Origin of the sequence: Actinacidiphila yanglinensis, assembly GCF_900107965.1 — a bacterium.
Classification (GTDB): domain Bacteria; phylum Actinomycetota; class Actinomycetes; order Streptomycetales; family Streptomycetaceae; genus Actinacidiphila; species Actinacidiphila yanglinensis.
Genome location: NZ_FNVU01000009.1, coordinates 298,468 through 320,431, shown reverse-complemented (window position 1 = coordinate 320,431; position 21,964 = coordinate 298,468). Strand labels below are relative to the sequence as shown.

Genomic DNA, 21,964 nt, shown 5'->3' with positions numbered 1-21,964 from the left:
GTGCGGATCGAGCCATTGAAGTTGCACTGTTCCCATGCAGATCCATCGTGGATCTGCTCATAATTTGCGCGCGCGTTGGCAGAGTGTTACAGACGCGCTACGGCTCCGTCTATCCTTGTGACAGCAACGATTCGCCCGCGCGCAGCGGACCGCGGGCCACCCGGGGCAACCCGCGCGGCCGGGAAGGGGCGGACGCCTCAGTCGTCCTCTCCGGGATCCCTGCGGAAGGCGGCCCGCACCGGGGCCGAGGCGCGCAGTACCGCACTCCTGCCGCTGAGCCGGCGCCACATCATCGCCATGCGCGGATGCCGCTCGCTCATCTCCGTGGACTGCCGGTCCAGTTCCTCCACCAGCCGCTCGGAGCGCTTCTCGACGGCGAGTTCGTCCAGGATCCGGTCCAGTTCCGCCAGCAGCGCCCCGTGCAACTGCCATTGCCGCGGATGCCGCTGCACCCCGGCCAGCAGCAGGTCCGCCACCCGATCGCGCACCTCCGCGGCGCCGGCCAGGGCCTCCGCGAGCCGGTCCTCCGCGGTCTGGGCGTTCTCCGCGATCTGCGTGGTGATCAGCACCGCGAAGCTCTCGACCGCGCCCGCCACGTGGTCGAAGAGCCGTTCCAGCTCGGTGGCGACCTCCTCGGAGAAGAGCGTCTCGCCGGTGCGCTCCTTGGCCAGATCGGTGAGCGTGCGGGAGAGCACCCTCAGCACCACCGCGCAGATCTCCAGGGTGTCCAGGCCGGTGCGCAGCACCACGCGGGACAGCAGCCCCTCGCGCACCCGCGGGTTGAACCGCAGGCTGTCCTCGGCCTGCCGCAGGGACGCGTCCACCTCGGCGATGTCGTGGTCGACCCGGCGCGCCTCGTGCAGTCGGGCCGCGGCCCGCTCGACCGTCAGATGCCCCGCGACCTGTCCGCCGATGTCGCGGAAGAGCTGCCCCATCCGGTGGGCCATCGCCTCGATCGAGCCGCCGGCGGACTGCACCCACACCGGCGGGGCGAACAGCAGGTTGAACAGCAGGCCGACGCCGGCGCCGATCAGCGTCTCGTAGACGCGGTCCCAGGCGGTGGTGGCCACCTTGGTCACGCCGAGCACCAGCATCGCGGAGATCGCCACCTCCACCTCGAACTCGCCGACCCGCACCACCCGGCCGATCAGCAGCGAGGTGAGGATGATCAGGCCGAGGCTCCACCAGCTCAGGCCGACCAGCGCGCTGAAGGTGATCGCGATGAGCACGCCGACCACGACCGCGTTGACCCGGCGGATTCCGGTCATGAACGTCGAGTAGAGGGTGACCTGGACGACCAGCAGCGCGGTGAGCGGTGCGGTCAGCGGGACCGGCTGCGGCAGCAGCCAGATGGCCGCGAGGTAGGCGAAGACGGCCGCGGCCGTGGACCGGATGATCTGCGCGGCCACCGGCTCGGCCGTCCAGCGGACCAGTTTGACCATGGGTTCAGGTACGTCGGGCATCCCGTGCCCTTTCCCGCTCGCGACGATCTCATCACTGCGGGGTCAGCCTAGGGTCGATCTTTTCCCGGGCACGGAGGGCGCGCGGGCGAGCACGGTCAGCCGCGCAGCGCCGGTACGGAACAGGCGGGCACCCGCGGGCACGGCCGCGACCGGCGCCCCCGCACCGCGCTCCGCTCCCCGCCCCCGCGTCGAGCTCTTGGACGCACCAACAGCCGATGCCACGAATCTCGTTCACTTTCTTGACGTGTCATCAACACCGCCGTAATCATCACACCATTCAGAGAGCGCTCTCTCGCTCGCGACACCCAGGAGAAAGCCGTGACCGGCAACCCCCCACACCTGTCCCGACCCCATCCCCGACATCTCACCCGTTCCCTGATCTTCGCGTGCGTCGCGGCGCTGGTCGCCGCCTTCACGCTGGTGATCACGCAGAGCCCGGCGCGGGCGGCGAGCACGCTGCTCTCGCAGGGGAAGCCGGCGACGGCCTCCTCGACCGAGAACGCGGGCACCCCGGCGGCCGACGCGGTCGACGGCAACACCGGCACCCGCTGGTCCAGCGCCGCGTCCGACCCCCAGTGGCTCCAGGTCGACCTCGGCGCCACCGACACGATCAGCTCCGTCACCCTGAACTGGGAGACGGCGTACGCGACGGCCTACCAGATCCAGACCTCCGCCGACGCCACGCACTGGACGAACGCCTACGCGACCACCACCGGCAAGGGCGGCACCGAGACGGTTTCCGTAAACGGTTCCGGGCGTTATGTCCGGCTCTACACGACGCAGCGGGCCACCCAGTGGGGCGTGTCGCTGTGGGAGTTCCAGGTGTTCGGGACAGCGGGCACCTCGAACGCGGCCTGCTCCACCACGAACGCGGCACTGCACAAGACGGCGACCGCCTCCTCCACGGAGAACGGGGGCACCCCGGCCGCCGACGCGGTCGACGGCGACAACGGCACCCGCTGGTCCAGCGCGGCCGCCGACCCGCAGTGGCTGGAGGTCGACCTCGGGTCGTCCCAGCCGATCTGCGGGGTGCAGCTGAACTGGGAGACCGCGTACGCGAAGGCGTACCAGATCCAGGTCTCCGGCGACGGCACGAACTGGACCAACGTGTACTCGACCACGACCGGCCCAGGCGCGACCGAGCTGATCACGCTGTCGGGCACCGGCCGCTACGTGCGGATGTACGGCACCCAGCGGGCCACCCAGTACGGCTTCTCGCTCTGGGAGTTCCAGGTGTTCACCGGGGGCGACGGCAGCACGGGCGGCAGCACCGGCGGCGGCACGGGGGGCACCACTCCCCCGCCCGGCGACGCGACGCTGCTGTCGTACGGCAAGCCGGCCACCGCCTCGACGTACCAGGACGACGCGAACTGCGGCGGCTGCACCCCCGCGAAGGCCTTCGACCACGACCCGGCCACCCGCTGGGCGACCAGTGACGTCAACGGCTGGGTGGACCCGGGCTGGATCCAGGTGGACCTGGGCGCGACGGCGCACATCACCCAGGTGGTCCTGCAGTGGGACCCGGCGTACGCGACGTCGTACCAGATCCAGACCTCGGCCGACGGCACGAACTGGACCAGCATCTACTCGACCACCAGCGGCAAGGGTTTCAAGGAGACCCTGAACGTCGACGGCACCGGCCGCTACGTGCGGATGTACGGCACCGCGCGCAGCAACGGCTACGGCTACTCGCTCTACGACTTCGACGTGTACGGCACCGGCGGCGAACCCACCCCGCCGCCGGCCACCCCGCCGAACCCGGGCAACCCGGAGAAGACCGTCTTCGACGACGAGTTCAACGGCGCGGCGGGCAGCGAGCCGGACTCCTCGAAGTGGAGCCAGGACCCCGGCAACGGGCAGAACGGCGAGCTGGAGACGTACACCAACGGCGACAACACCACGATGGACGGCAACGGCAACCTGGTGATCGAGGCGGACAAGACCTCGACCGGGTACACCTCGGGCCGGATCAACACCTCGGACCACTTCAACTTCACCTACGGGCACGTGGAGGCCCGGATCAAGGTGAGCGGCACGCAGGGCCTGTGGCCCGCGTTCTGGCTGCTGGGCTCGAACTTCAAGACCGGTACGCCGTGGCCGCAGTGCGGCGAGATCGACATCATGGAGCACGTCGGCAAGGTCCCGGACGCCGTCTACTCCACGCTGCACGCGCCCGCCTACAACGGCGGCAACGGCGACGGCTCGCCCTACACGGTGGCCGGCAGCGACTTCTCCACCGACTTCCACACCTACGCGCTGGACTGGGACTCCAGCCACATGACGTTCTCGGTGGACGGCAACGCCTTCTTCACCGTGGACAAGGCCAACCTGGAGCAGACCAGGGGCCCTTGGATCTACGACCACCCCTTCTACATCATCCTCAACAACGCGGTCGGCGGTGACTGGCCGGGCGCCCCGGACGCCACCTCCGTCTTCCCGCAGAAGATGCTGGTCGACTACGTGCGCGTGCTGCAGTAGCGGCCCGCGCGCCTGAGGGCGACGGCCCGGCGGGCTCCTCCTGGGAGGGTCCCGCCGGGCCGTGCCGCGGTCGGGCGTACCCGGTGGATCCGGTGCGACCGGTCCCGTGCGATCCCGTCCGCGCGCGTTCGCGCAATCGCACGCGATCGCACAGGATCGCGCAACACCCCTTGCCCCGGGCATTGGTTCAGGCCAATAGTGGAGGGCCACATTCCTACCGACGGGTACGCCGGTGGTGCGACGCGCCACCCGCGCCCCCACACCCCGCAGGAGGAGTTCGTGCTCTCTCGACGATCATTCGTCAAGGTGGTCGGCGGCACCGGTCTCGCCGCGGCGGGTGCCGCGACCGGCCTCGCCACGCTGTCCCCCCGCGCGTCCGCCGCCGGTGCCTCGCTGCCGGTCTCGCTCGCCAACCGGTCCGGCAGCGGAACCGTATACGCCTACATCAGCGGTTCCGACGCATCCGGCTGGCCGGGATTCGTCGGCGCCGACGGCGCCTTCAACCGGCTGCCCAGCCCCTCGTCGGTGCTCACCCCCGTCCCCGACTACGCGATACCGCTGGGCGGTTCGGGCTCCGCGGCGACCACGGTCCCGCTCCAGGAGTACGTCATCGGCGGCCGCGTCTGGTTCTCCGTCGACGACCGCATCCAGTTCTTCGTCAACCCGCCCGGCGGCTCCGGCGGCGTACCGGGCCTGGTCCAGCCGGGGTTCACCAGCTCCGACCCCAACTGGCAGACGCAGTGGACGTTCGCCGAGTTCACCTTCAACAGCGCCAACCTCTACGCCAACATCAGCTACGTCGACATGGTGGCGCTGCCCATCGCGATGGCCAGCACCGGGGCCGGCGGCAACCAGTCGGTCAGCCCGCTGCCGGACGGCGCCCTCGCCTCCATCGCCTCCGGGCTCCAGGCCCAGCACGCCGCCGACGGCGCCCCCTGGGACCAGCTCGTCGCCACCGGCTCGGGCGGCGCGCCGCTGCGGATCCTCGCCCCGTCGCACTCCCCCACCGACTTCGGCGGCTACTGGGACCCCTACCTCGACGCGGTGTGGAGCCACTACGCGGGCACGCCGCTGACCGTGAACGCCCAGGGCAGCTCCGGCACCTACTCCGGCACGGTGTCCGGCGACGCGTTCGTCTTCGGCGGGCTGAACGACGACGGGGTGGCGTTCACCCGCCCGAGCGCGGTCGACATCTTCGGCTGCGCCAGCGGGCCGCTGTACAACTCCGGATCGGACGCGCGCGGCGCGGTCGCGGCACGGCTGGCCGCCGCCCTCAACCGCAGCTCCCTGCTGGTTGCCGGCGGCGACAACCAGCCCGACGGGGTCAGCCCCTCCGGCTACTACCAGGACCCGGTGACCAACCACTACGCCCGCCTGGTGCACCAGTACGCCACGATCGGCTACGCCTTCCCCTACGACGACGTCGGCCCGACCGGCGCCGCCCCGGTGGACGGCCACCTCCAGGACGCGGCGCCGACCTCCTGGACGCTCACCCTGGGCAACGCGGGCGGCGCGTAGCGGCACGGCCGCCGGCCGCGGCGGCCCTCGGCGATGCGCCGGGCGGCCCGGCCGAGGCGGTGGACGCCGCCGCGTGACGACTCCCGCGCGGTGGCTCCACCGCGGCGCCGCCTCCCCCGGAGCGGTCGCCACACTCGCTGACCTGGGGCGCAGCCCCCGTTTCCGCGCGGCGCCGACCCGCGGGGACCCTCCCGTGGGGTGGTCCCCGCGGGTCGGCGCCGCGCGTGGCGAGAGAATGCCGCGTTTGCCCCGTAACGTGACCACCAGCAGCGGAACGCGCCCGCGGCGGCCGCAGCTCCCGGCGCCGTGGGCCCGGGAAAGCTGAGGTGGCTGAGGCGGATGAGGCGATGAACGGTTCCGGGCACGACGGCGGCATCGGGCCGGCCGGCGCTTCCGACGCGCTGCGGCTGGCGGTGCTGGACGCCGCGGAAGGACTCGGCGAGGCGGATGTGCTGCGGCTCGCGGTGCAGCAGTGCGTCGCGGCACTCGGCGGCATCGGCGGCCTGGCGCACCTGGCCGGGCGCGAGCACGGCAGCTTGCGGCTCGCGGCGGCCGGCGGGGTACCCGACCCCGTCGCGCGGGCCTGGGAGCGGGTCGAGGGACCCGGACTCGCGCCGGTGCGGGCGGTGGAGCGGCGCCGGGTGCAGTGGTCGCCCCGGTGGCCCGACGGCCAGGCCGACCGCACCCCGCGCGGCGGGGCGAACACCGACCGAGGCGGGCGTGGGTCGAGTCGCGTGCCGGACGCGCTGCGCGCGTGCGGGGTGCTCTCGGCCCCGATCCTGGTGGACGGCACCCCCATCGGGGTGCTGTCGGTGCTGGCGGAGCACGAACCCGCGCCCGACCGGCAGCAGTTCCTCGTCGACGTCGCGGCGCTGGCCGCGGCCCGGCTCCCCGTCGCCCGGCGCTGGCGCAGCGGGACCACGCCGTGGTGGCAGCTGCCGCAGGGCGTGCGCGGGCAGGTCATGCACCAGATCAGCGTCGGCACCTGGACCTGGGACCTGGACACCGGGCTGCTCGACATCGACGAGGTCACCGAGGGCCTGGTCGAGCTGGCCGGTCTCGACCCGGACACCTGGGACCACCGGATCGAGAGCTGGATGGAGCGGATCCACCCGGAGGACCGGCCGGGGGTGGACCGGGCGATCGACGAGTCGCTGGCCAGCGGCCAGCCGTACGCGGTGGAGTACCGCGTCCTGGACGAGTCCGGCCGGGTCAACTGGCTCGAACTGCGGGGCGCCTTCGAGCACGACGAGAACGGCCGCCCGGTACGGATGGTCGGGACCGCGTGGAACGTCACCACGCGCCGCAGCCAACTGGAGTGGCTGGCCGGCCTGCTGGAGCTGAACCCGGACCCGATCCACGTGGTCGGCGCCGACAACCGCGTGCAGTGGGCCAACCAGGCCGCGCGCGAACTCGGCGGCGCCGCCAAGGACATCGTCGGCCGTACCCCCTGGGACGCCGAGCCGCTGCTGCGCGACCACGGCCTGCCCGAGCTCCTCGACCGGGCCCGGGCCGCGCCCGGCTCCGCGGCCACCACGGAGGTCGCCGTCAACCGGCGTACCTCGCGCGGCTCGGCGTCGTTCCTGGTCAAGGCGGTGGAGATCGGCGGTTTCGTGTCGATCACGATGTCCGACACGACCGAGCAGAGGCGCGCCGAGCACGCCGCCGCCGAACGCGGCCGGCGCGTCGCCGACCTCAACGCGGCGCTGGTGCGCGCGCTGAACACCGAGGACGTGGTCACGGCGATCGTCCAGCACGTGCCCCCGCTGGTCGACGCCGACGGCCTCGTCGTCCACGACCTGTCCGGGGAGTCGCCCCGGCTGGTCGGCGACACCGGCTTCTCCGCCGCGCTCGTCGATGACCTGCACGAACTGCGGCTGCGGCTGACCGCGGAGTACCGGGAGGAGGGGACGGCCACGGGCGGGCCGACCTCACCGGTGAACGCCGTGTACGCGGCGGGGGGCCGGCCGAACCGGCCCCGCTTCCTCCCCGACTCCCGCCTGTTCGAGCCGGTCGCGGCGGCGCCCGGCGCGCGCCCCGACATGCTGTCGTCGCTGCTCGGCCGGCTGGCCGAGGTGGAGGGCGTCCGCGCGTGGGCGGTGCTGCCGCTGGTCGTCGGTGACTACCGGCTCGGCTCGTGCGTCATCGGCTGGAACGCCCCGCGCACCTTCACCGAGGACGACAAGACCCTCCTCGGCACCGTCGGCGTGATCCTCGCCCAGGCACTCGGCAACGCCCGGCTGTACGAGTCCGCCCGGCACCGGGCCGAGCGACTCCAGCAGGAACTGCTGCCCGGCAACCTCCCCGTCACCACCGCCCTGCGCGCGGTCGCCCGCTACCGCACCGCCGACGGCCAGGAACTCGGCGGCGACTGGTACGACACGATCCCGCTGTCCGGCGGCCGCACCCTCGTCGTCATCGGCGACGTGATGGGCCACGGCCTGGAGCAGGCGATCGCCATGGGCATCATCCGGCACGCGGTCCTGACCGTCGCCGCCCTCGACCTGCCGGTGGACGAGATCGTGGCGCGCCTCAACGACGTCGTGGTCCGGCTGGCCCCACGGATCGACGACCCGGTGGTGTGCGCGACCTGCCTGCTCGCGCTGTACGACCCCACCACCGGCGCGTGCAGCATCGCCAGTGCCGGCCACGCCGCGCCGATCGCCCTGGAACCGGGCGGGACGCCCCACCGCCTCACCATCCCCACCGGCCCCCCGCTCGGCATGGCGCAGCTTCCCGCGCAGATCACGGAGGCCACCCTCGCCGAGGGCACCGTGCTGCTGCTGTACACCGACGGGCTGCTCGGCTCGCACGCGCCGGACTCCGACGAACTGACCGAGGTCGTCGCGCAGTTCACCGGCACCAGGCCCGCCCCGGCCGCCGGCGAGCCGGCCGGGCGCTGGCTGACCGCGCTGTGCGAGACGGTCACCGGGCAGCTGCCGCCCGATCCGCGCCGCCAGGACGACGCGGTGCTGCTGGCACTGAGCACCGGCCGGGTGCCCGCCGACCGGATGGCCTCCTGGGACCTGCCGTGGGCACCGGAGTCCGCGGGCCGGGCCCGCGAGCTGGCCTCCGAGCAGCTGGCCGCCTGGGGGCTGGCGGACCTGGCCGAGGTGGCCACGCTCATCATCAGCGAGCTGATCGGCAACACCGTGCGGCACGCGGTGGGACTGGTGCCCGAACCGTCCCCGGCCGACTCCGAGGTGGAGTCCGGGGCCCCGGCCGGCGACGACGAGGCCGAGGTCGGCCTCGGCGACCTCGGCCTGGAGGGCGGTCTCGGTCTCCACCTCGGACTCGGCCTGGACCAGGGCCCGGAGGCGAACGGCACCGGTGGGGAGGGCGTCGTCCGGCTGCGGCTGCTGCACATCGAGCAGTCATTGGTCTGCGAGGTCTACGACGGCTCGCAGGCCACCCCGCGGGTGCGGCACCCGCTGCTGGACGACGAGTTCGGCCGCGGGCTGCAGCTCGTCGCGATGATGTCCGGGCGGTGGGGCACCCGCTACACCGAGAACGGGAAGTGCATCTGGGCCCGGCTGGAGGAACCGCACCGGCCGGACGGCGGGACCGCCACGATGCCCGGCGCGGACCGCAGTTCGGGCTCCGGCCCGGACGGCGACACCGCGTGTGCCCGCGATGCCGCCGGGGACGCGTCGCCCGGCGGCGACCGGCGGCCGGCGGTGCGGCGGGCCGCCGGCTGACGCGCACCGGGCCGACGACCCCGCCGGTCAGGCCGCCAGGGTCGTCAGGATGGCGCGGGCCGCGTCGGTGAGTGCGGGCGTGAGGCGCCCGAGGTCGGGCAGGTCGGGCGCCTCGGTGTCGGGTCCGGTGCCGTAGGGGGTGGTCGTCGCCTCCAGCCGGAGGGTGACCACCGCGCCGCCGCTGCGCACCTTGAGGATGCGGGTGGGGGTGTCGAACTCCAGCAGGTACGCCCGGTCGCCCAGGTGGGGCGTCGTGGTGGTGCGGGTGGCGACCTTCAGCGTCGAGGGGTCCACGGACCGCTCCGCGTCGAACTCCGGCGCGGGGTCGGTACGCCGGTGCAGGTCGACCTCGACCTGGAGGTCGTAGGAGGTGGTCCCGCCGCGCGTGCGGGCGTCATTGGCGAGGAAGACGCACTGGGCGCGGTCGAGTTGCGGGGTGTGCTCGAAGACCGCGGGCCACACCCCGCTGGACCGCGGCGCGACGGCGCTGCTCAACGCGTCGAAGGTGTGGGCCCCGCACGGGCTCTGGCCGAGCCGGTAGCCGTGCAGGTCCGGGGCCGGACGATGCTGCGGCAGGACGCCCGCGTAGGCCAGGCCGGCACCGGCCAGCGTGACGGCGAGCGCGCCGCCGAGGGCCCCCCACACCCACCCGGGCAGCCGGGCGACCCTGCCGGGGCCGGGCGGCACGCCCTCGATCACCTCGGACCGCGGGCCGGGCAGCAGGCCGCCCGCCCCGCCGGTGACGTCCTGACGGCCGGTGCCGCCGCCGTCGCCGGTGTCCCAGGACGCCTCAGGCTCGGTGATCATGTGGTGCCCCCCACGTCAGCGTGCGAACACTGTACGTTCGGGTCGGCGAAACGTCACTGCTCCCCGGCCCCGGCGCCGGCCGGGGTCAGACCTCCAGGTCGTTCTCGATCCGCTTGAGCTGGTGGCGGGCCATCGCCAGGTTCGCCCGCTGCTTGTCGAGGGCGAGGTAGAGGAACAGCCCGCTCTTGCCGCGGCCGCTGAGCAGGCGGATCAGGTGGTACTGCCCGCCGAGGGTGATCAGGATGTCCTCGATCTGGTCCTTCAGGCCGAGCATCTCCATGGTGCGGGCCTTGGCGCGCACCACGTCGGTGTTCCCCGCGGCGGCCACCGTGAGGTCGAGGTCCTTCCCGCCGCCGAGGGTGCCCAGGGCCATGCCGCTGGTGTAGTCGACGAGGGCGACGCCGATGACGCCCTCGATCGAGGTCATCGCGTCCTTGAGGGCGGTTTCGGTGTTGGCCATGGCGTGGGTGCTTCCTTTCACGGGTGCCGGGGTGCCCGGCGGTTGGGTGGTGGTGCGGGGGGATCTGGCGTGGGCGCTGCGCGCCCGCGGTGGACGTTCGGTCATGGGTCAGGCGTCCTCCCTGTCGTCGGCGGTGCCGTCCAGCAGGTGCGCGAGGTACGCGCCGGACCGGCGGGCCTCCATGTGCAGCCGGCCCACGTTGATGCGCGGCCCGGCCAGGACAGTCAGTACGCAGGCGGACCCCGCGGCGTACAGCGCCACGTAGCCGTGCTCGCCGCGCACCAGAAGCTCACGGAACGAGCGGTCGCCGGCCGCGTCGGACAGCCGCAGCCCGATGCCGAGCCCGGCGGAGCTCAGCGCGGCGAGGGTCTCGGGGTGCGTGTCGGGGGCGTCATGGGCGAGCACCAGCCCGTCGACGCCGGAGGCGAGGACGCCGGTCACGTCGGGCAGCCTTGCCCGCAGCCGGGCCAGCTCGTCGAGTACGTCGGCTTCGTGCGCCATGAGTCTCCTTCGTCCGGCCCGTTCGGCGCGCTGCCGCGAGGCGCGCCTCATAGGTGCTCCAGGGCGTCGCGGAGCCGCCGCAGCAGCGCCGCGTCCGCGTCGTGGGCGATGTCCCGGAACCAGGCGGGCGCGGGCCCGGGCCCCGGGGCGGTGGTGGGCGGGGGGACGGCCACGCGCCCGGCCGCGGCGAGCCGCCGCACGTGCACCAGCGCGTGGAAGGCGGGCCGGCCCAGCAGGGCGGCGATGGCGGAGGGGGTGCGCACCCCGTCGGCGAGGTCGAGGACCGCGCGTTCGTGACGGGTGGCGGGCGGCAACCGCGGGTCGTGCCGGGCGCGTACGGGCGCCGCGTCGAGTTGCGGGCACGGCCACAGCGTGTCGAGGAACCTCCGGCGCCTGCGGGCCTCCCGCTCCACCTCGGTCACCGGTACCGCGCGCACCGGCCCGAACCAGTGGGACGCGCCGTGCCGGAACCGGGTCGGGCCGCCGGTGGGCGCCAGTACGAAGAAGGCCGCGTCGAACAGCGTGCCGAGCTGGCTGATCTCCAACTCCCCCTCGGCCAGCCGGTGGTGGTCCACCAGCCAGCGCGCGGTACGGCACTGGGCGCCGCCCCGGCGCACCGCCTCCTGCCACGCGTCCGCCGGTAGCCGGCCGCCGACCGTCAGCAGCACCTCGATGCCGGGGGCGGCCGGGCTCTCGGCGTGCACCACCTGCCCGTCCAGGAGGTAGAGGATGCCGGTGTCGCGCAGCAGCGCACCGGTCGCACGCTGCTCGGCCAGGCGTACCAGCATCGGCGAGAGGGGCGCGGCGGGCGCTTCGGCGGTCATGCGAGCACCAGCCCCTCGGCGAGGTCGCGCAGCCGGATCAGCGCGAGCGCGAGGTTGCCCTGCGCCCTGTCCAGCCACAGGTGCAGGAACACCCCGCCCTCGTACGGGGCTTCGACGAAGCGCAGCAGGTGGTATCCGGTGCGGGTGACCACCACGACGTCCTCGACCAGCGGGCCCTTGTCGCCCGCCGCCTCCGCCTCGGCGGCGGCCTGCGGACCGGCGAACACCGGATGCTCGGCGGCGGCCCGCGCGAAGTCGGCGGTCTGCGCGGCCATCGCCTCGTGGTCGCCGTCCGGGGCCTCTCCGACCTTGCCGAGCGCCAGCCCGCTGATCCACTCCACCAGCGCGGCCCCTCTGGCCCCGGGCAGCGTCATCGCCTCAAGCAGGCACGCGTCGATCCCGGACACACGTCTCCCCTCGGTGCACGGCCCGTCGGGCCACCGCCGGATGCGGCGGTGACGTGGAAGTTACGCACCGTGCCGCCACGTTCGGGGAGTTCTGGCAATTTCCACTGGTACGTGCGGGCGACTGTTCTAGGATGCCCCTCCGCACGCCGCCGGTGGCGTCCCGCCGCTCAGCTCAGGCCCTCGGCGAACTCCCAGAGCACGGGCAGGAACAGGTCCGGGGTCTCGACCTGGGGAAGGTGGCCGGTGCCCGGCAGCAGCCGGAACTCCGCACCCGGGACGGCCTCCGCGAAGGCCCGCCCGTACGCCTCGTCCACCACCTGGTCGCCCGCGCCCCACACCACGAGCGTGGGTCGCGTGACCTTGGCCAGCCGCTCGCGCAGTGTCGGATCACCCATGTCCGCCCCGGCGTACGCCTCGAGCGCGGCGCGGTTGGCGCCGGCGATCGCCCGCTGCTCGTCGGTGAGCGCGGAGGGGTCGAAGCGGAACTTCGCGGGGTCGTGGAAGGAGAGCCGGGACAGCTCGACCGGGGTCAGCGAGAAGGTGTCGGCGACGGGGTGGCCGGGGACGCGGATGCCGACGCCGTTGACGATGACGAAGCCGGCGGTGCGGTCGCTCTCCAGCACGGCCATTTCGGCGGCGATCCAGCCGCCGAGGGAGTTGCCGGCGACGGTGACGTCACGGACGTCGAGCGCGTCCAGCAGCGCCGCGTGGACCTCGGCGAGGCCGCCCGGGTCGGTCAACCAGTCGGGCCGCGGGGTGCCGCCGAAGCCGGGGTGGACGGGGGTGATCACCCGGCAGCGGCGCTGGTCGGCCAGCTGCCGGGCGAACGGCGCGACGGTCTGCGGGCCACCACCGCCGTGCAGCAGGAGGAAGACGCGCGGGGGGTGCTGATCGTGCGGGTTCTCCGGCGAGGCGTGGTCGTGGTGGTGGTCGTCGATGGTGACGGTGACATCGAGGTCGCCGCGCTCCACGGAGAGACGGAGCGTGCGCGTGGTGCCGGTCATTCGGATACTCCTGAATCGGGGGGAGCGGGGGGAACGGGGGGACTCGGGAAGGAGCTCAGGCGAAGTCGTCGGCGGGCACGGTGGCGTAGCGGCTCATCGTGCGGATGGTCGCCTGCGCGGTCAGCTCCTGGCCGCCGGCGATCATGTCGCGCAGATCGCGGAAGTACTGGACGTACAGGTCGGGCGTGAAGGTGTTGAGGAGCACGGCGGGTTCGTCGCCGTGGTTGGCGAAGGTGTGCGGCGCGCCGGGCGGCATCATCGCGAGGGTGCCGGCCGGGGCGACGTGGACGGTCTCCCCGACGGTGAAGTGCACCGTGCCGGAGACGACGTAGAAGCCCTCGTCGTGCTGCGCGTGCCGGTGCTGCGGCGGACCGTCGGTGTGCGGGGCGAGGGTGATCTCGCCGATGCCGATCCGGTGTCCGGTGGTGCTCCCGTCCTCGAGGATGCGCATACGCGTCGTCCCCAGCCGGATCGTCTCGCCGGCGTCCGGGCCGACCACGGAAACCTGGTTCACTGCGACTCCTTCGTAAGAGTGTGCTCTCACGAAGGTAGGCCGCTCGCATGGTTCGTGCAAGTCCACTCTCACGATGAGAGTGACATGCTAGGATGAGGGTGAACCGACAGGAGGGCACGGCAGATGACGACACAGGCCGGCACCGGTCGCAGCAACCAGAAGCAGCGCACCCGCACGGCGATCATGACGGCCGCCCGCGACCTCATCGGGTCTGGCCGCGAGGTGACGATGCCCGAGATCGCCCGGCGGTCACTGGTCTCCGAGGCCACTGCCTACCGGTACTTCCCCGACCTCCCCTCGCTGATCAGCGAGGCGCTGGCCGGCGCGTGGCCCGAACCGGCCGAAGCGCTCCGGCCGGTCGCGGACTCGGTCGACCCGGTCGAACGCGTCGCCCACGCCTGCGAGTTCCTGCTGCGCGGCACCCTCGCCCGGCAGGGCGCGGTCCGTGCGATGATCGCGGCCACCATCACCCGCCCGGAGACGGCCGCGGCCCGGCCCGGCATCCGGTTCGGACTGATCGACCACGCGCTGGCGCCGGTCCGCGAGGCGTTCGCGGCCGCGGACCCGGAAGGGCTCGCCCAGCTGGAGCGGGATCTCGCGGTGACCGTCAGCGCCGAGGCACTCTTCTGCCTCACCGACCTGTGCGGGCTCGCGCCGGACGAGGCGATCGCCAGCGCCGTGCGCACCGCGTCCACGCTGACCGCGGCCGCGCTGCGTACGGCCGCGCTCCGGCCCTGACGCCCGCGCCGCCACGGCCCTCGGCGACCACCGCGGTCAGCGCCCGAACCACACCGTGGTGACGTTGCAGAAGGCGCGGATACCCTGCGCGGACAGCTCGCGTCCGTAGCCGGACCGCTTGACGCCGCCGAAGGGCAGCGCCGGGTGGGAGGCGGTCATGCCGTTGAAGAACACCCCGCCCGCGTCGAGGTCGCGGGCGAAGCGGCGCTGCTCGTCCTCGTCCCGGGTCCAGACGTTGGAACTGAGCCCGAACGGCGTGTCGTTGGCCAGCGCGACGGCCGCGTCGAGGTCGCGCACCCGGTAGAGGGTGGCGACCGGGCCGAACGCCTCCTCGCGGTGGATGCGCATCTCCTCGGTGACGCCGGCCAGCACCGTGGGCTCGTAGAACCAGCCCTCGGGCAGCGACGCGGGACGCTGTGCACCGCACAGCGCCTGGGCGCCCCGGGACACCGCGTCCTGGACGAGCTCCTCCACGTCGGCGCGGCCCTGCTCGGTGGACAGCGGCCCGATGTCCGTGGTCTCGGCCATCGGGTCGCCCACGGTCAGCCGCTCCATGGCCGCCACGAAGCGCGCGGTGAAGGTGTCGTACACGTCCTCGTGCACGATGAAGCGCTTGGCGGCGATGCAGGACTGGCCGTTGTTCTGCACCCGCGCGGTGACGGCGGTGGAGACGGCGTAGTCGAGCTCGTCGGCGGCCGACGGCATCACCACGAACGGGTCGCTGCCGCCGAGTTCCAGCACGGTGGGCTTGATCTCGTCGCCGGCCGCGGCGGCCACCGCACGGCCGGCGCCCTCGCTGCCGGTGAGGGTGGCGGCGGCCACCCGGGGGTCGCGCACGACGCCCTCGACCGCGCCGGAGCCGACCAGCAGGGTCTGGAAGCAGCCGTCGGGGAAGCCCGCCCGGCGGAAGAGGTCGCCGAGGTAGAGCGCGGTCTGCGGGACGTTCGAGGCGTGTTTGAGCAGGCCGGTGTTGCCCGCCATCAGCGCGGGGGCGGCGAAGCGGACCACCTGCCACAGCGGGAAGTTCCAGGGCATCACCGCGAGCACCACGCCGAGCGGCCGGTAGCGCACCACCGCGCGGTGGGCGCCGCTGTCCTCGACGTCGTCCGGACCGGGGTGCTCGTCGGCGAGCAGCCCCTCGGCGCGGTCGGCGTACCAGCGCATCGCCTTGGCGCACTTGGCCGCCTCCGCGCGGGCGGCGGCCAGTGTCTTGCCCATCTCCGTGGTCATGGTCCGCGCGATCTCCTCGCGCTCCTTGTCCAGCAGGTCCGCCGCCGCGCGCAGGAGGGCGGCACGCGTGGCGAAGTCCGTCTCGCGGTACTCCCGGAAGGTGCGGTGTGCCTTGGCGATCCGCTCCTCGACGGCGGCCGCGTCCATCGGCTCGAACGTCTTCAGAGTGCGGCCGGTCGCGGGGTCCACGGTGGCGATGGGCATGTGCTGCTCCTCCTCTGCCCCCCGGTGCGCTGCGGGTGTGCTGTGCGGGTGCGCCGCCGGTTCCGCGCCATTCCCCGGCGATTCCGCCGGTCCCGCCGCGGGGCCGGGCGCCGCGTGCGGGCCGACCGGTCGCCCGGCCGGAACGCGCACCCGTACCAGCGGTGCCTACCCGGCCGGCACCGGCGCATGCGCCCGGGCCCCATCCTCGCCCGGCCCGCCCGGCGCCGCGACAGCACGACGGCCGTCCGGAGGCGCGCGCGGGGCCTCGCCCGCGGCCCGCCCGGCATCCAGTCCCGCAACAGGCCCGGCCGCCCGTACCGGACCGCGCCTCCACGGCGCGGAGACCCGGCGCGCGGCGCGCTGTGCGGGCCGGGGAGCGGAGTGCTTGCGGCGGCCGAAAACACACCCGCGTCGGGGGACGTTCACCGATTCGTCACACCAGACACATGCTTCTCGGGCTCTACGCGCGCAGAATCGTGTCGCACGCCGAGTCCTGGCGCGCCCCGAGGCACGCCAACGCACCGCACCGCACTGCCGCTTCCACCGACGGTTCCCCATGCACCGCCCCCACCCTGGAGGTTGACGGATGCCCGCTTCCCGCGTCCCCCGCTCGTCCCGTACCACCCCCGCGTCGCGCACCGCCCACGCCACCCGCGTGCCGCGGCTGCCGCGCGTCCCGCTGGTCCCCCGCAGCCGCGTGCTGGTCGGCTCGATCGCCGCGCTGGGCGCGGTGGCCGCGCTCGGCGCGCTGGGACTGTCCGGCGGCAGCGCGCAGGCCGCTTCCGGCGCCCAGGCCGCGGCCGCCCCGGCCGCGACCACCCATCGCGTGCTGTTCGACAACACCAAGGCCGAGACGGCCGGCAACGCCGACTGGATCATCAGCACCAGCCAGCCCGACCCGCTGGGCCAGAACTCCGCGCCGAGCAAGGAGACCGACTGGACCGGGGCGCTGTCGTCCTGGGGTGTCGCCCTCCAGAAGGCGGGCGGCTACCAGCTGGCGACGCTGCCCTCGGGCCGGACCATCACCTACGGCGACTCGTCCAACGCCCAGGACCTCAGCAACTTCGACACCTTCGTGATCGACGAGCCCAACGTCCTGCTCAGCAGCGCGGAGAAGACCGCGGTGATGAAGTTCGTGCAGAACGGCGGCGGCCTCTTCCTGATCTCCGACCACAACGGCAGCGACCGCAACAACGACGGCTACGACTCGCCGAAGGTGATCAACGACCTGCTGACCAACAACGGGGTCGACAACACGGACCCGTTCGGGTTCTCCGTCGACTCGCTCGACATCAGCAGCGACACCCCCCGGGCGATCAGCGACAGCTCGGACCCGGTCCTGCACGGCCCGTTCGGCACCGTGACCGGCAGCATCATGGCGGACGGCACCACGTTCACGCTCAAGCCGTCCGACAACTCGTCGGTCAAGGGCCTGCTGTACCGCACGGGTTACTCCGGCAACACCGGGGCGTTCTTCGTCACCAGCACCTTCGGAAGCGGCCGGGTGGCGATCTGGGGCGACAGCTCCCCGGTCGACGACGGCACCGGCCAGTCGGGCAACACCCTGTACGACGGCTGGAACGACCCGGGCGGCACCGACGCCGCGCTCGCGCTCAACGCGACCGCGTGGCTGGCCGGCGGCGGCAGCGGCACCACCACCGGCGGCACCAGCACCGGCACGTCGACCGGCACCTCCACGGGTACCTCGACCGGGACGACGACCGGGGGCACCACCGGCGGCTCGGGCGGCTGCACCTCCGCCCAGCTGCTCGCCAACCCCGGTTTCGAGTCGGGAAGTTCGGGCTGGACGGCGAGCAGCAAGGTGATCACGAACGCCACCGCGCAGCCCGCGCACAGCGGCTCGTACAAGGCGTGGCTGGACGGCTACGGCGTGGCCACCACGGACACGCTGGCGCAGAGCGTGTCGATCCCGTCCGGGTGCGCGGCCACGTTGAGCTTCTGGCTGCACATCGACACCGCCGAGACGGGCACGACCGCCTACGACACGCTGAAGGCGCAGGTGGTCAACTCCTCGGGCACGGTGCTGTCCACGCTGGCGACGTACTCCAACACCAATGCGGCGTCCGGCTACACGCAGCGCACCTTCGACCTGAGCGCCTACGCGGGCCAGACGGTGACGGTGAAGTTCACCGGCGTGGAGGGCTCGAAGCTCCAGACGTCCTTCGTCGTCGACGACACGGCGCTGAACGTGAGTTGAGCGCCGGCCGCCGTCAGGCGGTGAACGCGCCGCCGACCCTGCCGGGTTCGCCCTTCGGGGCGGGCCCGGCGGGTCCCGCGGGATCGCTGCGCTCTTCGGGGCCGTCCCGGTCGTCCGCCTGCTCCTGGTGCCCGTCGGGACCTGCCTCGCTCTCCTCGGGGCCGAACTCGCACCACACCGCCTTGCCGTCGCCGCGCGGTTCCACGCCCCAGGTCTCCGAGAGCGCGTCGATCATCAGCAGGCCGCGACCGGAGGTGGCCGCCTCGCCGGGGCTGCGGCGGCGGGGCCAGACGCTGGAGCGGTCCTGCACGGAGAGCCGGACCCGGCGGACGGGCTCGGGCAGCACCTCCAGCGTGAGGACGGCGCCGCCCTCCGTGTGCAGCAGGACGTTGACCAGGAGTTCGCCGGCCGCGACCTCGATGTCGTCGGCGAGCTCGGCCATGTGCCAGGCGGTGAGGGCCTGGCGCAGTGCGAGCCGGGCCTCGGCCAGCCCCTCGGGGTCGGCCTGGTGGACGTACTGGTGGATGCGCGGGGCGCGGGTGGTGCCGGGGTCCGGGGAACGCCGCAGGATGAGCAGCGCGACGTCGTCGCTCGAACCCCAGCGCTGCCAGAGCGTGTCCGCGAGGTGGTCGGCGAGTTCCTCCGCGCGTTGCGGGCCGGTGTGCACGGCCTCGGCAAGCGCTTCCATGCCGATGGTGATGTCGCCGGCGCGCTCCTCGACCAGGCCGTCGGTGCAGAACACCAGGGTCTCGCCGGGGACCAGGTCGAGCCGGGTCTCGGGGAACTCCTGGATGTCGAGCGAGGTGGCCAGGCCCAGCGGCAGGCCGCCGCGCACGTTCGGCCAGCCGGTACGGCCGTCGGTGTGCCGGATCAGCGGGCCGAGGTGGCCGGCGCGGGCGGTCCACAGGGCGCCGGTGGCGAGGTCGACCTGCGCGTAGGCGCAGGTGGCGAAGCGCTCGGTGTCGAGTTCGGCGAGGAAGCGGGAGGCGCGGGCGAGCACGGTGGAGGGCGGATGGCCCTCGGCGGCGTACGCGCGCAGCGCGATGCGCAGCTGGCCCATCACGGCGGCGGCGTGCGTGTCGTGGCCCTGGACGTCGCCGACCACCAGGCCGACCCGGCCCTGCGGCAGGGCGACGACGTCGTACCAGTCGCCGCCGACCTCGCGGCCGCTGGAGGCGGCGTGGTAGCGCACCGCGATCTCGGCACCCTCGAAGCGCGGAAGGCGCCGGGGCAGCATCGCGGACTGGAGCCCGGTCGCGAACTCGCGTTCCTGGTCGAAGAGGATGGCGCGCTGGAGCGACTGGGCGAGGATGCCGGCCAGCGCGACGCACAGCTCGCGGTCCTCGCGGCTGAAGGAGTTGCGGTCGCGGTAGAACAGGGCGAGGCCGCCGAGCGCGCGCGCCTGGGCGATCAGCGGGAGGAAGGCGCACGCGTCCATCCCGATCCGGTCCGCGAACGGGCGGGCCAGCGGGAAGCGCCGGCCGAGCTCGTCGGTGTCGCCGAAGAAGCGGGGCTGCTGGGTCAGCACCGAGTCGGCGAGCGGCAGCGACTCGATCAGGCGCACCGGCTCGAACGGCGGCACGTCGAGCAGCAGATCACCGCTGGAGGCGACGAACTTCATGGTGGCGCCGTCGACGAGGGACAGCGTGAGCCCGTCCGCCCCGAACCGCTCGACGCCGCCGGCGCCGGTCAGGACGGCGATGACGTCGTCGACGGTGACGGCGTGCGACAGGGCCTCGGTGGTGCGGCCGACGACAGAGGAGAACCGGCGGCTCGGCGGGCCGGGCCCGACGGCGGACGCGGCCCCGGCAGCGGCGTCCGCGCCGGCGCCTCCGCCGTCTCCGGCGGGGACGAAGGAGATGTCGGCGGGCGGGGAGTGGGTGAGCTCGTCGGTGGCGTCCCTGATGATGCCGACGACGCGGTGGGCGTAGCCCTGGTCGTCGCGCAGGATGGTGCCCTGGGTGTGGGTCCACTGCTTGACGCCGTCGCGGCGGGTGACCTGGAAGTAGCCGCCGTAGCTGCGGCGCCCGGACTGCACGGCGCGGCGCAGCTCGCGATCGATCCGGTCGCCCTCCTCGGGGGTGATGCGCAGCACGAGCGCGTCGGGGCTGCGGTTGAACTCCTCGGGGCGCAGGTCGAAGACCTGCAGGCCCGCCTCGTCCAGGTCGAAGATGCCCTGGTCGAGGTCCCAGTCGAAGCTGCCCATGCCGTTCATGGCCAGCCGGTCCTCCGGACGGATCGCCGGGGAGGCGCGGCGGCCGGACGTCGAGGGGCCGATGCGGGGGTCGTAGCGAGTGCGGACGGGGGGCTTGCGAGCTGTCATCCAACTGCTCCGGGTCGGATCTGCGGCTGGTGACCATGGGCGCGGGCAGAACTGTCAGGCCGTTCTCATCGTCTTCCGCTGGATGTGCCGTGATTGCCGTGGTTGCCGCGATTCAGGTCATTGTCGCTATTATCACCCGATCGCTGGCGAGGTGTGCGGGGCAGGGACGGGGAAGTCGGCAGGGAGGAGGAGACCGGCAGGGGCGGGGGCATGGGTGGGGACGGGGAGCTCGTGGTGACGCCGAGGGTCTGGGCGAACATGCTCAGCGCGACCAGGCCGGGGCGGGCGGGCCACGGGTCGGGCGGCTCGACCCCGGGGAACCGCTCCACCAGCGCGTCGAAGACACGGTAGGCGCTGCTCTCGTCGCGGGCGGTGATCACGACGTGCACGAGACCGTGGCCCGGTCCGTCGGCACCGCCGAGGCGCTGTCCAGGGGTTTCGCGGTTCATGGGCACGGATTCGGCTCCTTTCCGCGGGATTCGGTTGACCGGAGGGACATGGCGGGTGCGGGCACGGTTGCCGATCTTCGCCGGGTTCACCCGCACGGGACGGAAGCCGCATGTGCGGGCGGGCATCGGGTAAGCGAGTGGGCGTCAAGGGCGGGGCGTCTCCGCGTGCCCGCGTACCAGCGACCTGGGAGGACCTGATGACCGAGCCGTATCCCACTCCCACACCTCCGCGTCCCGGCGACCCGGCGCCCGGCCCCGACCCGACGCCGGTTCCCGCCCCGCATCCCGTGCCCGGGCCGGGGCCGAATCCGGTGCCGACACCGCCGGGCCCGGAACCCACACCCCCGTCCCCGGCGCCGGACCCCATCCCGCCGACGCCCCAGCCGGAACCCGCGGCGCCCCCGCTCACCTGAGGTGAGCCGCACGGCGTGTGCGAGGGTGAGCCGACCAGTCGTCGAGTGGCGGGAGCCCGGATGCCGGAGCCGACCGTACGACCCCTGCTCGTCGTCGACGGCGCGAACGTGGTCGGTTCCGTGCCCGACGGCTGGTGGCGTGACCGGCGTGCGGCCGCGGAGCGCCTGCGCGACGCGCTCGTGCCGTACGCCGGGGCCGGCCTGCCCTCCGACGCCGGCGTGCCGCCCTGGGCGGTGGGCGTCCCGCTGGAGATCGTCCTCGTCGTGGAGGGCGCCGCGCGCGGGGTCGACCCGCTCCCGGACGTGACCGTCGCGTCCGCTCCCGGCAGCGGGGACGATCTGATCGCCGAAGTGGCCCGCGCGGCGCGCTCGGCCGACCCGGACCGCCCCTGCCTCGTCGTCACCGCGGATCGTGGGTTGCGCTCCCGCGTGGCCGCGGTGGGCGCGGCGTTCACCGGGCCCCGCGCAATTCGGCGCTCCTGACCCCCCGAATCCCCCCTTCTGCCCGGTCGAGGGACCATCTCCCGGTGGTGGGGTTCCCCCGGGGGGTACCTTCCGCCGTTCCGGGACCACCTGTCGGTGGCCGGTTGCTCGCGCGGTTCCCCGCGCCCCTTGGTTGGTGGCCCTCTTTTCGCGGAGGGACCCGCACAAACCAGGGCGCGGGGAACTGCGCGACGAGCCCACCACCGGGGGGTGGTCCCTCAACCGGGCAGGA

17 protein-coding genes are annotated in these 21,964 nt (G+C 73.6%); 6 read left to right on the top strand and 11 right to left on the bottom strand.

The window, feature by feature from the left end; all coding sequences use genetic code 11:
• Positions 1-197: 197 nt before the first annotated feature.
• Positions 198-1,463: an FUSC family protein gene (locus C4U44_RS22475; RefSeq protein ID WP_103887760.1), complete on the bottom strand. Its 1,266-nt coding sequence runs from the start codon at positions 1,461-1,463 to the stop codon at positions 198-200.
• Between the two features lie 339 nt (positions 1,464-1,802).
• Here C4U44_RS22475 and C4U44_RS22470 point away from each other — a divergent pair, with 339 nt between their 5' ends.
• The 3 genes from C4U44_RS22470 (at position 1,803) to C4U44_RS22460 (ending at position 9,157) form a co-directional block, all read left to right on the top strand.
• Complete coding sequence (locus tag C4U44_RS22470; protein WP_456052791.1) at positions 1,803-3,941, top strand: discoidin domain-containing protein; 2,139 nt, start codon at positions 1,803-1,805, stop codon at positions 3,939-3,941.
• 279 nt (positions 3,942-4,220) lie between these two features.
• The gene (locus C4U44_RS22465) at positions 4,221-5,459 is read left to right on the top strand and encodes a beta-1,3-glucanase family protein (RefSeq protein WP_103887759.1); all 1,239 of its coding nucleotides are present in this window, start codon (positions 4,221-4,223) and stop codon (positions 5,457-5,459) included.
• A 326-nt stretch (positions 5,460-5,785) separates the two neighbouring features.
• A complete protein-coding gene (locus tag C4U44_RS22460; RefSeq protein WP_146088314.1) occupies positions 5,786-9,157 on the top strand; it encodes a SpoIIE family protein phosphatase in 3,372 nt (1,123 codons plus the stop codon).
• Between the two features lie 27 nt (positions 9,158-9,184).
• Here C4U44_RS22460 and C4U44_RS22455 read toward each other — a convergent pair whose 3' ends face one another.
• From C4U44_RS22455 to C4U44_RS22425, 7 genes are all read right to left on the bottom strand, one after another.
• Positions 9,185-9,964: a hypothetical protein gene (locus C4U44_RS22455; protein WP_103887757.1), complete on the bottom strand. Its 780-nt coding sequence runs from the start codon at positions 9,962-9,964 to the stop codon at positions 9,185-9,187.
• A gap of 85 nt (positions 9,965-10,049) precedes the next feature.
• On the bottom strand, positions 10,050-10,424 hold the full coding sequence (locus C4U44_RS22450) for a hypothetical protein (RefSeq protein WP_103887756.1): 375 nt from the start codon (positions 10,422-10,424) through the stop codon (positions 10,050-10,052).
• Between the two features lie 108 nt (positions 10,425-10,532).
• On the bottom strand, positions 10,533-10,925 hold the full coding sequence (locus C4U44_RS22445; protein ID WP_235032254.1) for a roadblock/LC7 domain-containing protein: 393 nt from the start codon (positions 10,923-10,925) through the stop codon (positions 10,533-10,535).
• Between the two features lie 47 nt (positions 10,926-10,972).
• The gene (locus C4U44_RS22440) at positions 10,973-11,749 is read right to left on the bottom strand and encodes a hypothetical protein (RefSeq protein ID WP_103887754.1); all 777 of its coding nucleotides are present in this window, start codon (positions 11,747-11,749) and stop codon (positions 10,973-10,975) included.
• A complete protein-coding gene (locus C4U44_RS22435) occupies positions 11,746-12,156 on the bottom strand; it encodes a hypothetical protein (RefSeq protein WP_103887753.1) in 411 nt (136 codons plus the stop codon). Before C4U44_RS22435 ends, C4U44_RS22440 begins: the two co-directional genes overlap by 4 nt.
• 167 nt (positions 12,157-12,323) lie before the next feature.
• Positions 12,324-13,160 (bottom strand): alpha/beta fold hydrolase, encoded by an 837-nt coding sequence (locus tag C4U44_RS22430; protein ID WP_103887752.1) that lies wholly within the window; start codon positions 13,158-13,160, stop codon positions 12,324-12,326.
• 55 nt (positions 13,161-13,215) lie between these two features.
• Positions 13,216-13,674, bottom strand: a complete 459-nt coding sequence (locus C4U44_RS22425) for a cupin domain-containing protein (RefSeq protein WP_103887751.1) — start codon at positions 13,672-13,674, stop codon at positions 13,216-13,218.
• A 123-nt stretch (positions 13,675-13,797) separates the two neighbouring features.
• Here C4U44_RS22425 and C4U44_RS22420 point away from each other — a divergent pair, with 123 nt between their 5' ends.
• On the top strand, positions 13,798-14,412 hold the full coding sequence (locus C4U44_RS22420) for a TetR/AcrR family transcriptional regulator (protein WP_103887750.1): 615 nt from the start codon (positions 13,798-13,800) through the stop codon (positions 14,410-14,412).
• 36 nt (positions 14,413-14,448) lie between these two features.
• On the opposite strand, the gene C4U44_RS22415 is transcribed toward C4U44_RS22420, so the two are convergent.
• Positions 14,449-15,846, bottom strand: a complete 1,398-nt coding sequence (locus tag C4U44_RS22415) for an NADP-dependent succinic semialdehyde dehydrogenase (protein ID WP_103887749.1) — start codon at positions 15,844-15,846, stop codon at positions 14,449-14,451.
• 586 nt (positions 15,847-16,432) lie between these two features.
• Here C4U44_RS22415 and C4U44_RS22410 point away from each other — a divergent pair.
• Entirely contained in the window at positions 16,433-18,064 is a 1,632-nt protein-coding gene (locus tag C4U44_RS22410; RefSeq protein ID WP_235032253.1) for an immune inhibitor A, read from the top strand.
• Positions 18,065-18,077: 13 nt separating this feature from the next.
• Here the strand turns inward: C4U44_RS22410 and C4U44_RS22405 are convergent, their stop codons facing one another.
• Together C4U44_RS22405 and C4U44_RS41165 are read right to left on the bottom strand one after the other, a co-directional pair.
• Positions 18,078-20,279, bottom strand: a complete 2,202-nt coding sequence (locus tag C4U44_RS22405) for a SpoIIE family protein phosphatase (protein ID WP_235032268.1) — start codon at positions 20,277-20,279, stop codon at positions 18,078-18,080.
• A gap of 173 nt (positions 20,280-20,452) precedes the next feature.
• Positions 20,453-20,836: a hypothetical protein gene (locus tag C4U44_RS41165; RefSeq protein ID WP_146088313.1), complete on the bottom strand. Its 384-nt coding sequence runs from the start codon at positions 20,834-20,836 to the stop codon at positions 20,453-20,455.
• Positions 20,837-21,309: 473 nt separating this feature from the next.
• Between C4U44_RS41165 and C4U44_RS22390 the strand changes: the two genes are divergently transcribed.
• Positions 21,310-21,732, top strand: coding sequence for an NTP pyrophosphohydrolase (locus tag C4U44_RS22390; RefSeq protein ID WP_103887745.1), 423 nt, complete (start codon positions 21,310-21,312; stop codon positions 21,730-21,732).
• The last annotated feature ends 232 nt before the right edge of the window (positions 21,733-21,964 follow it).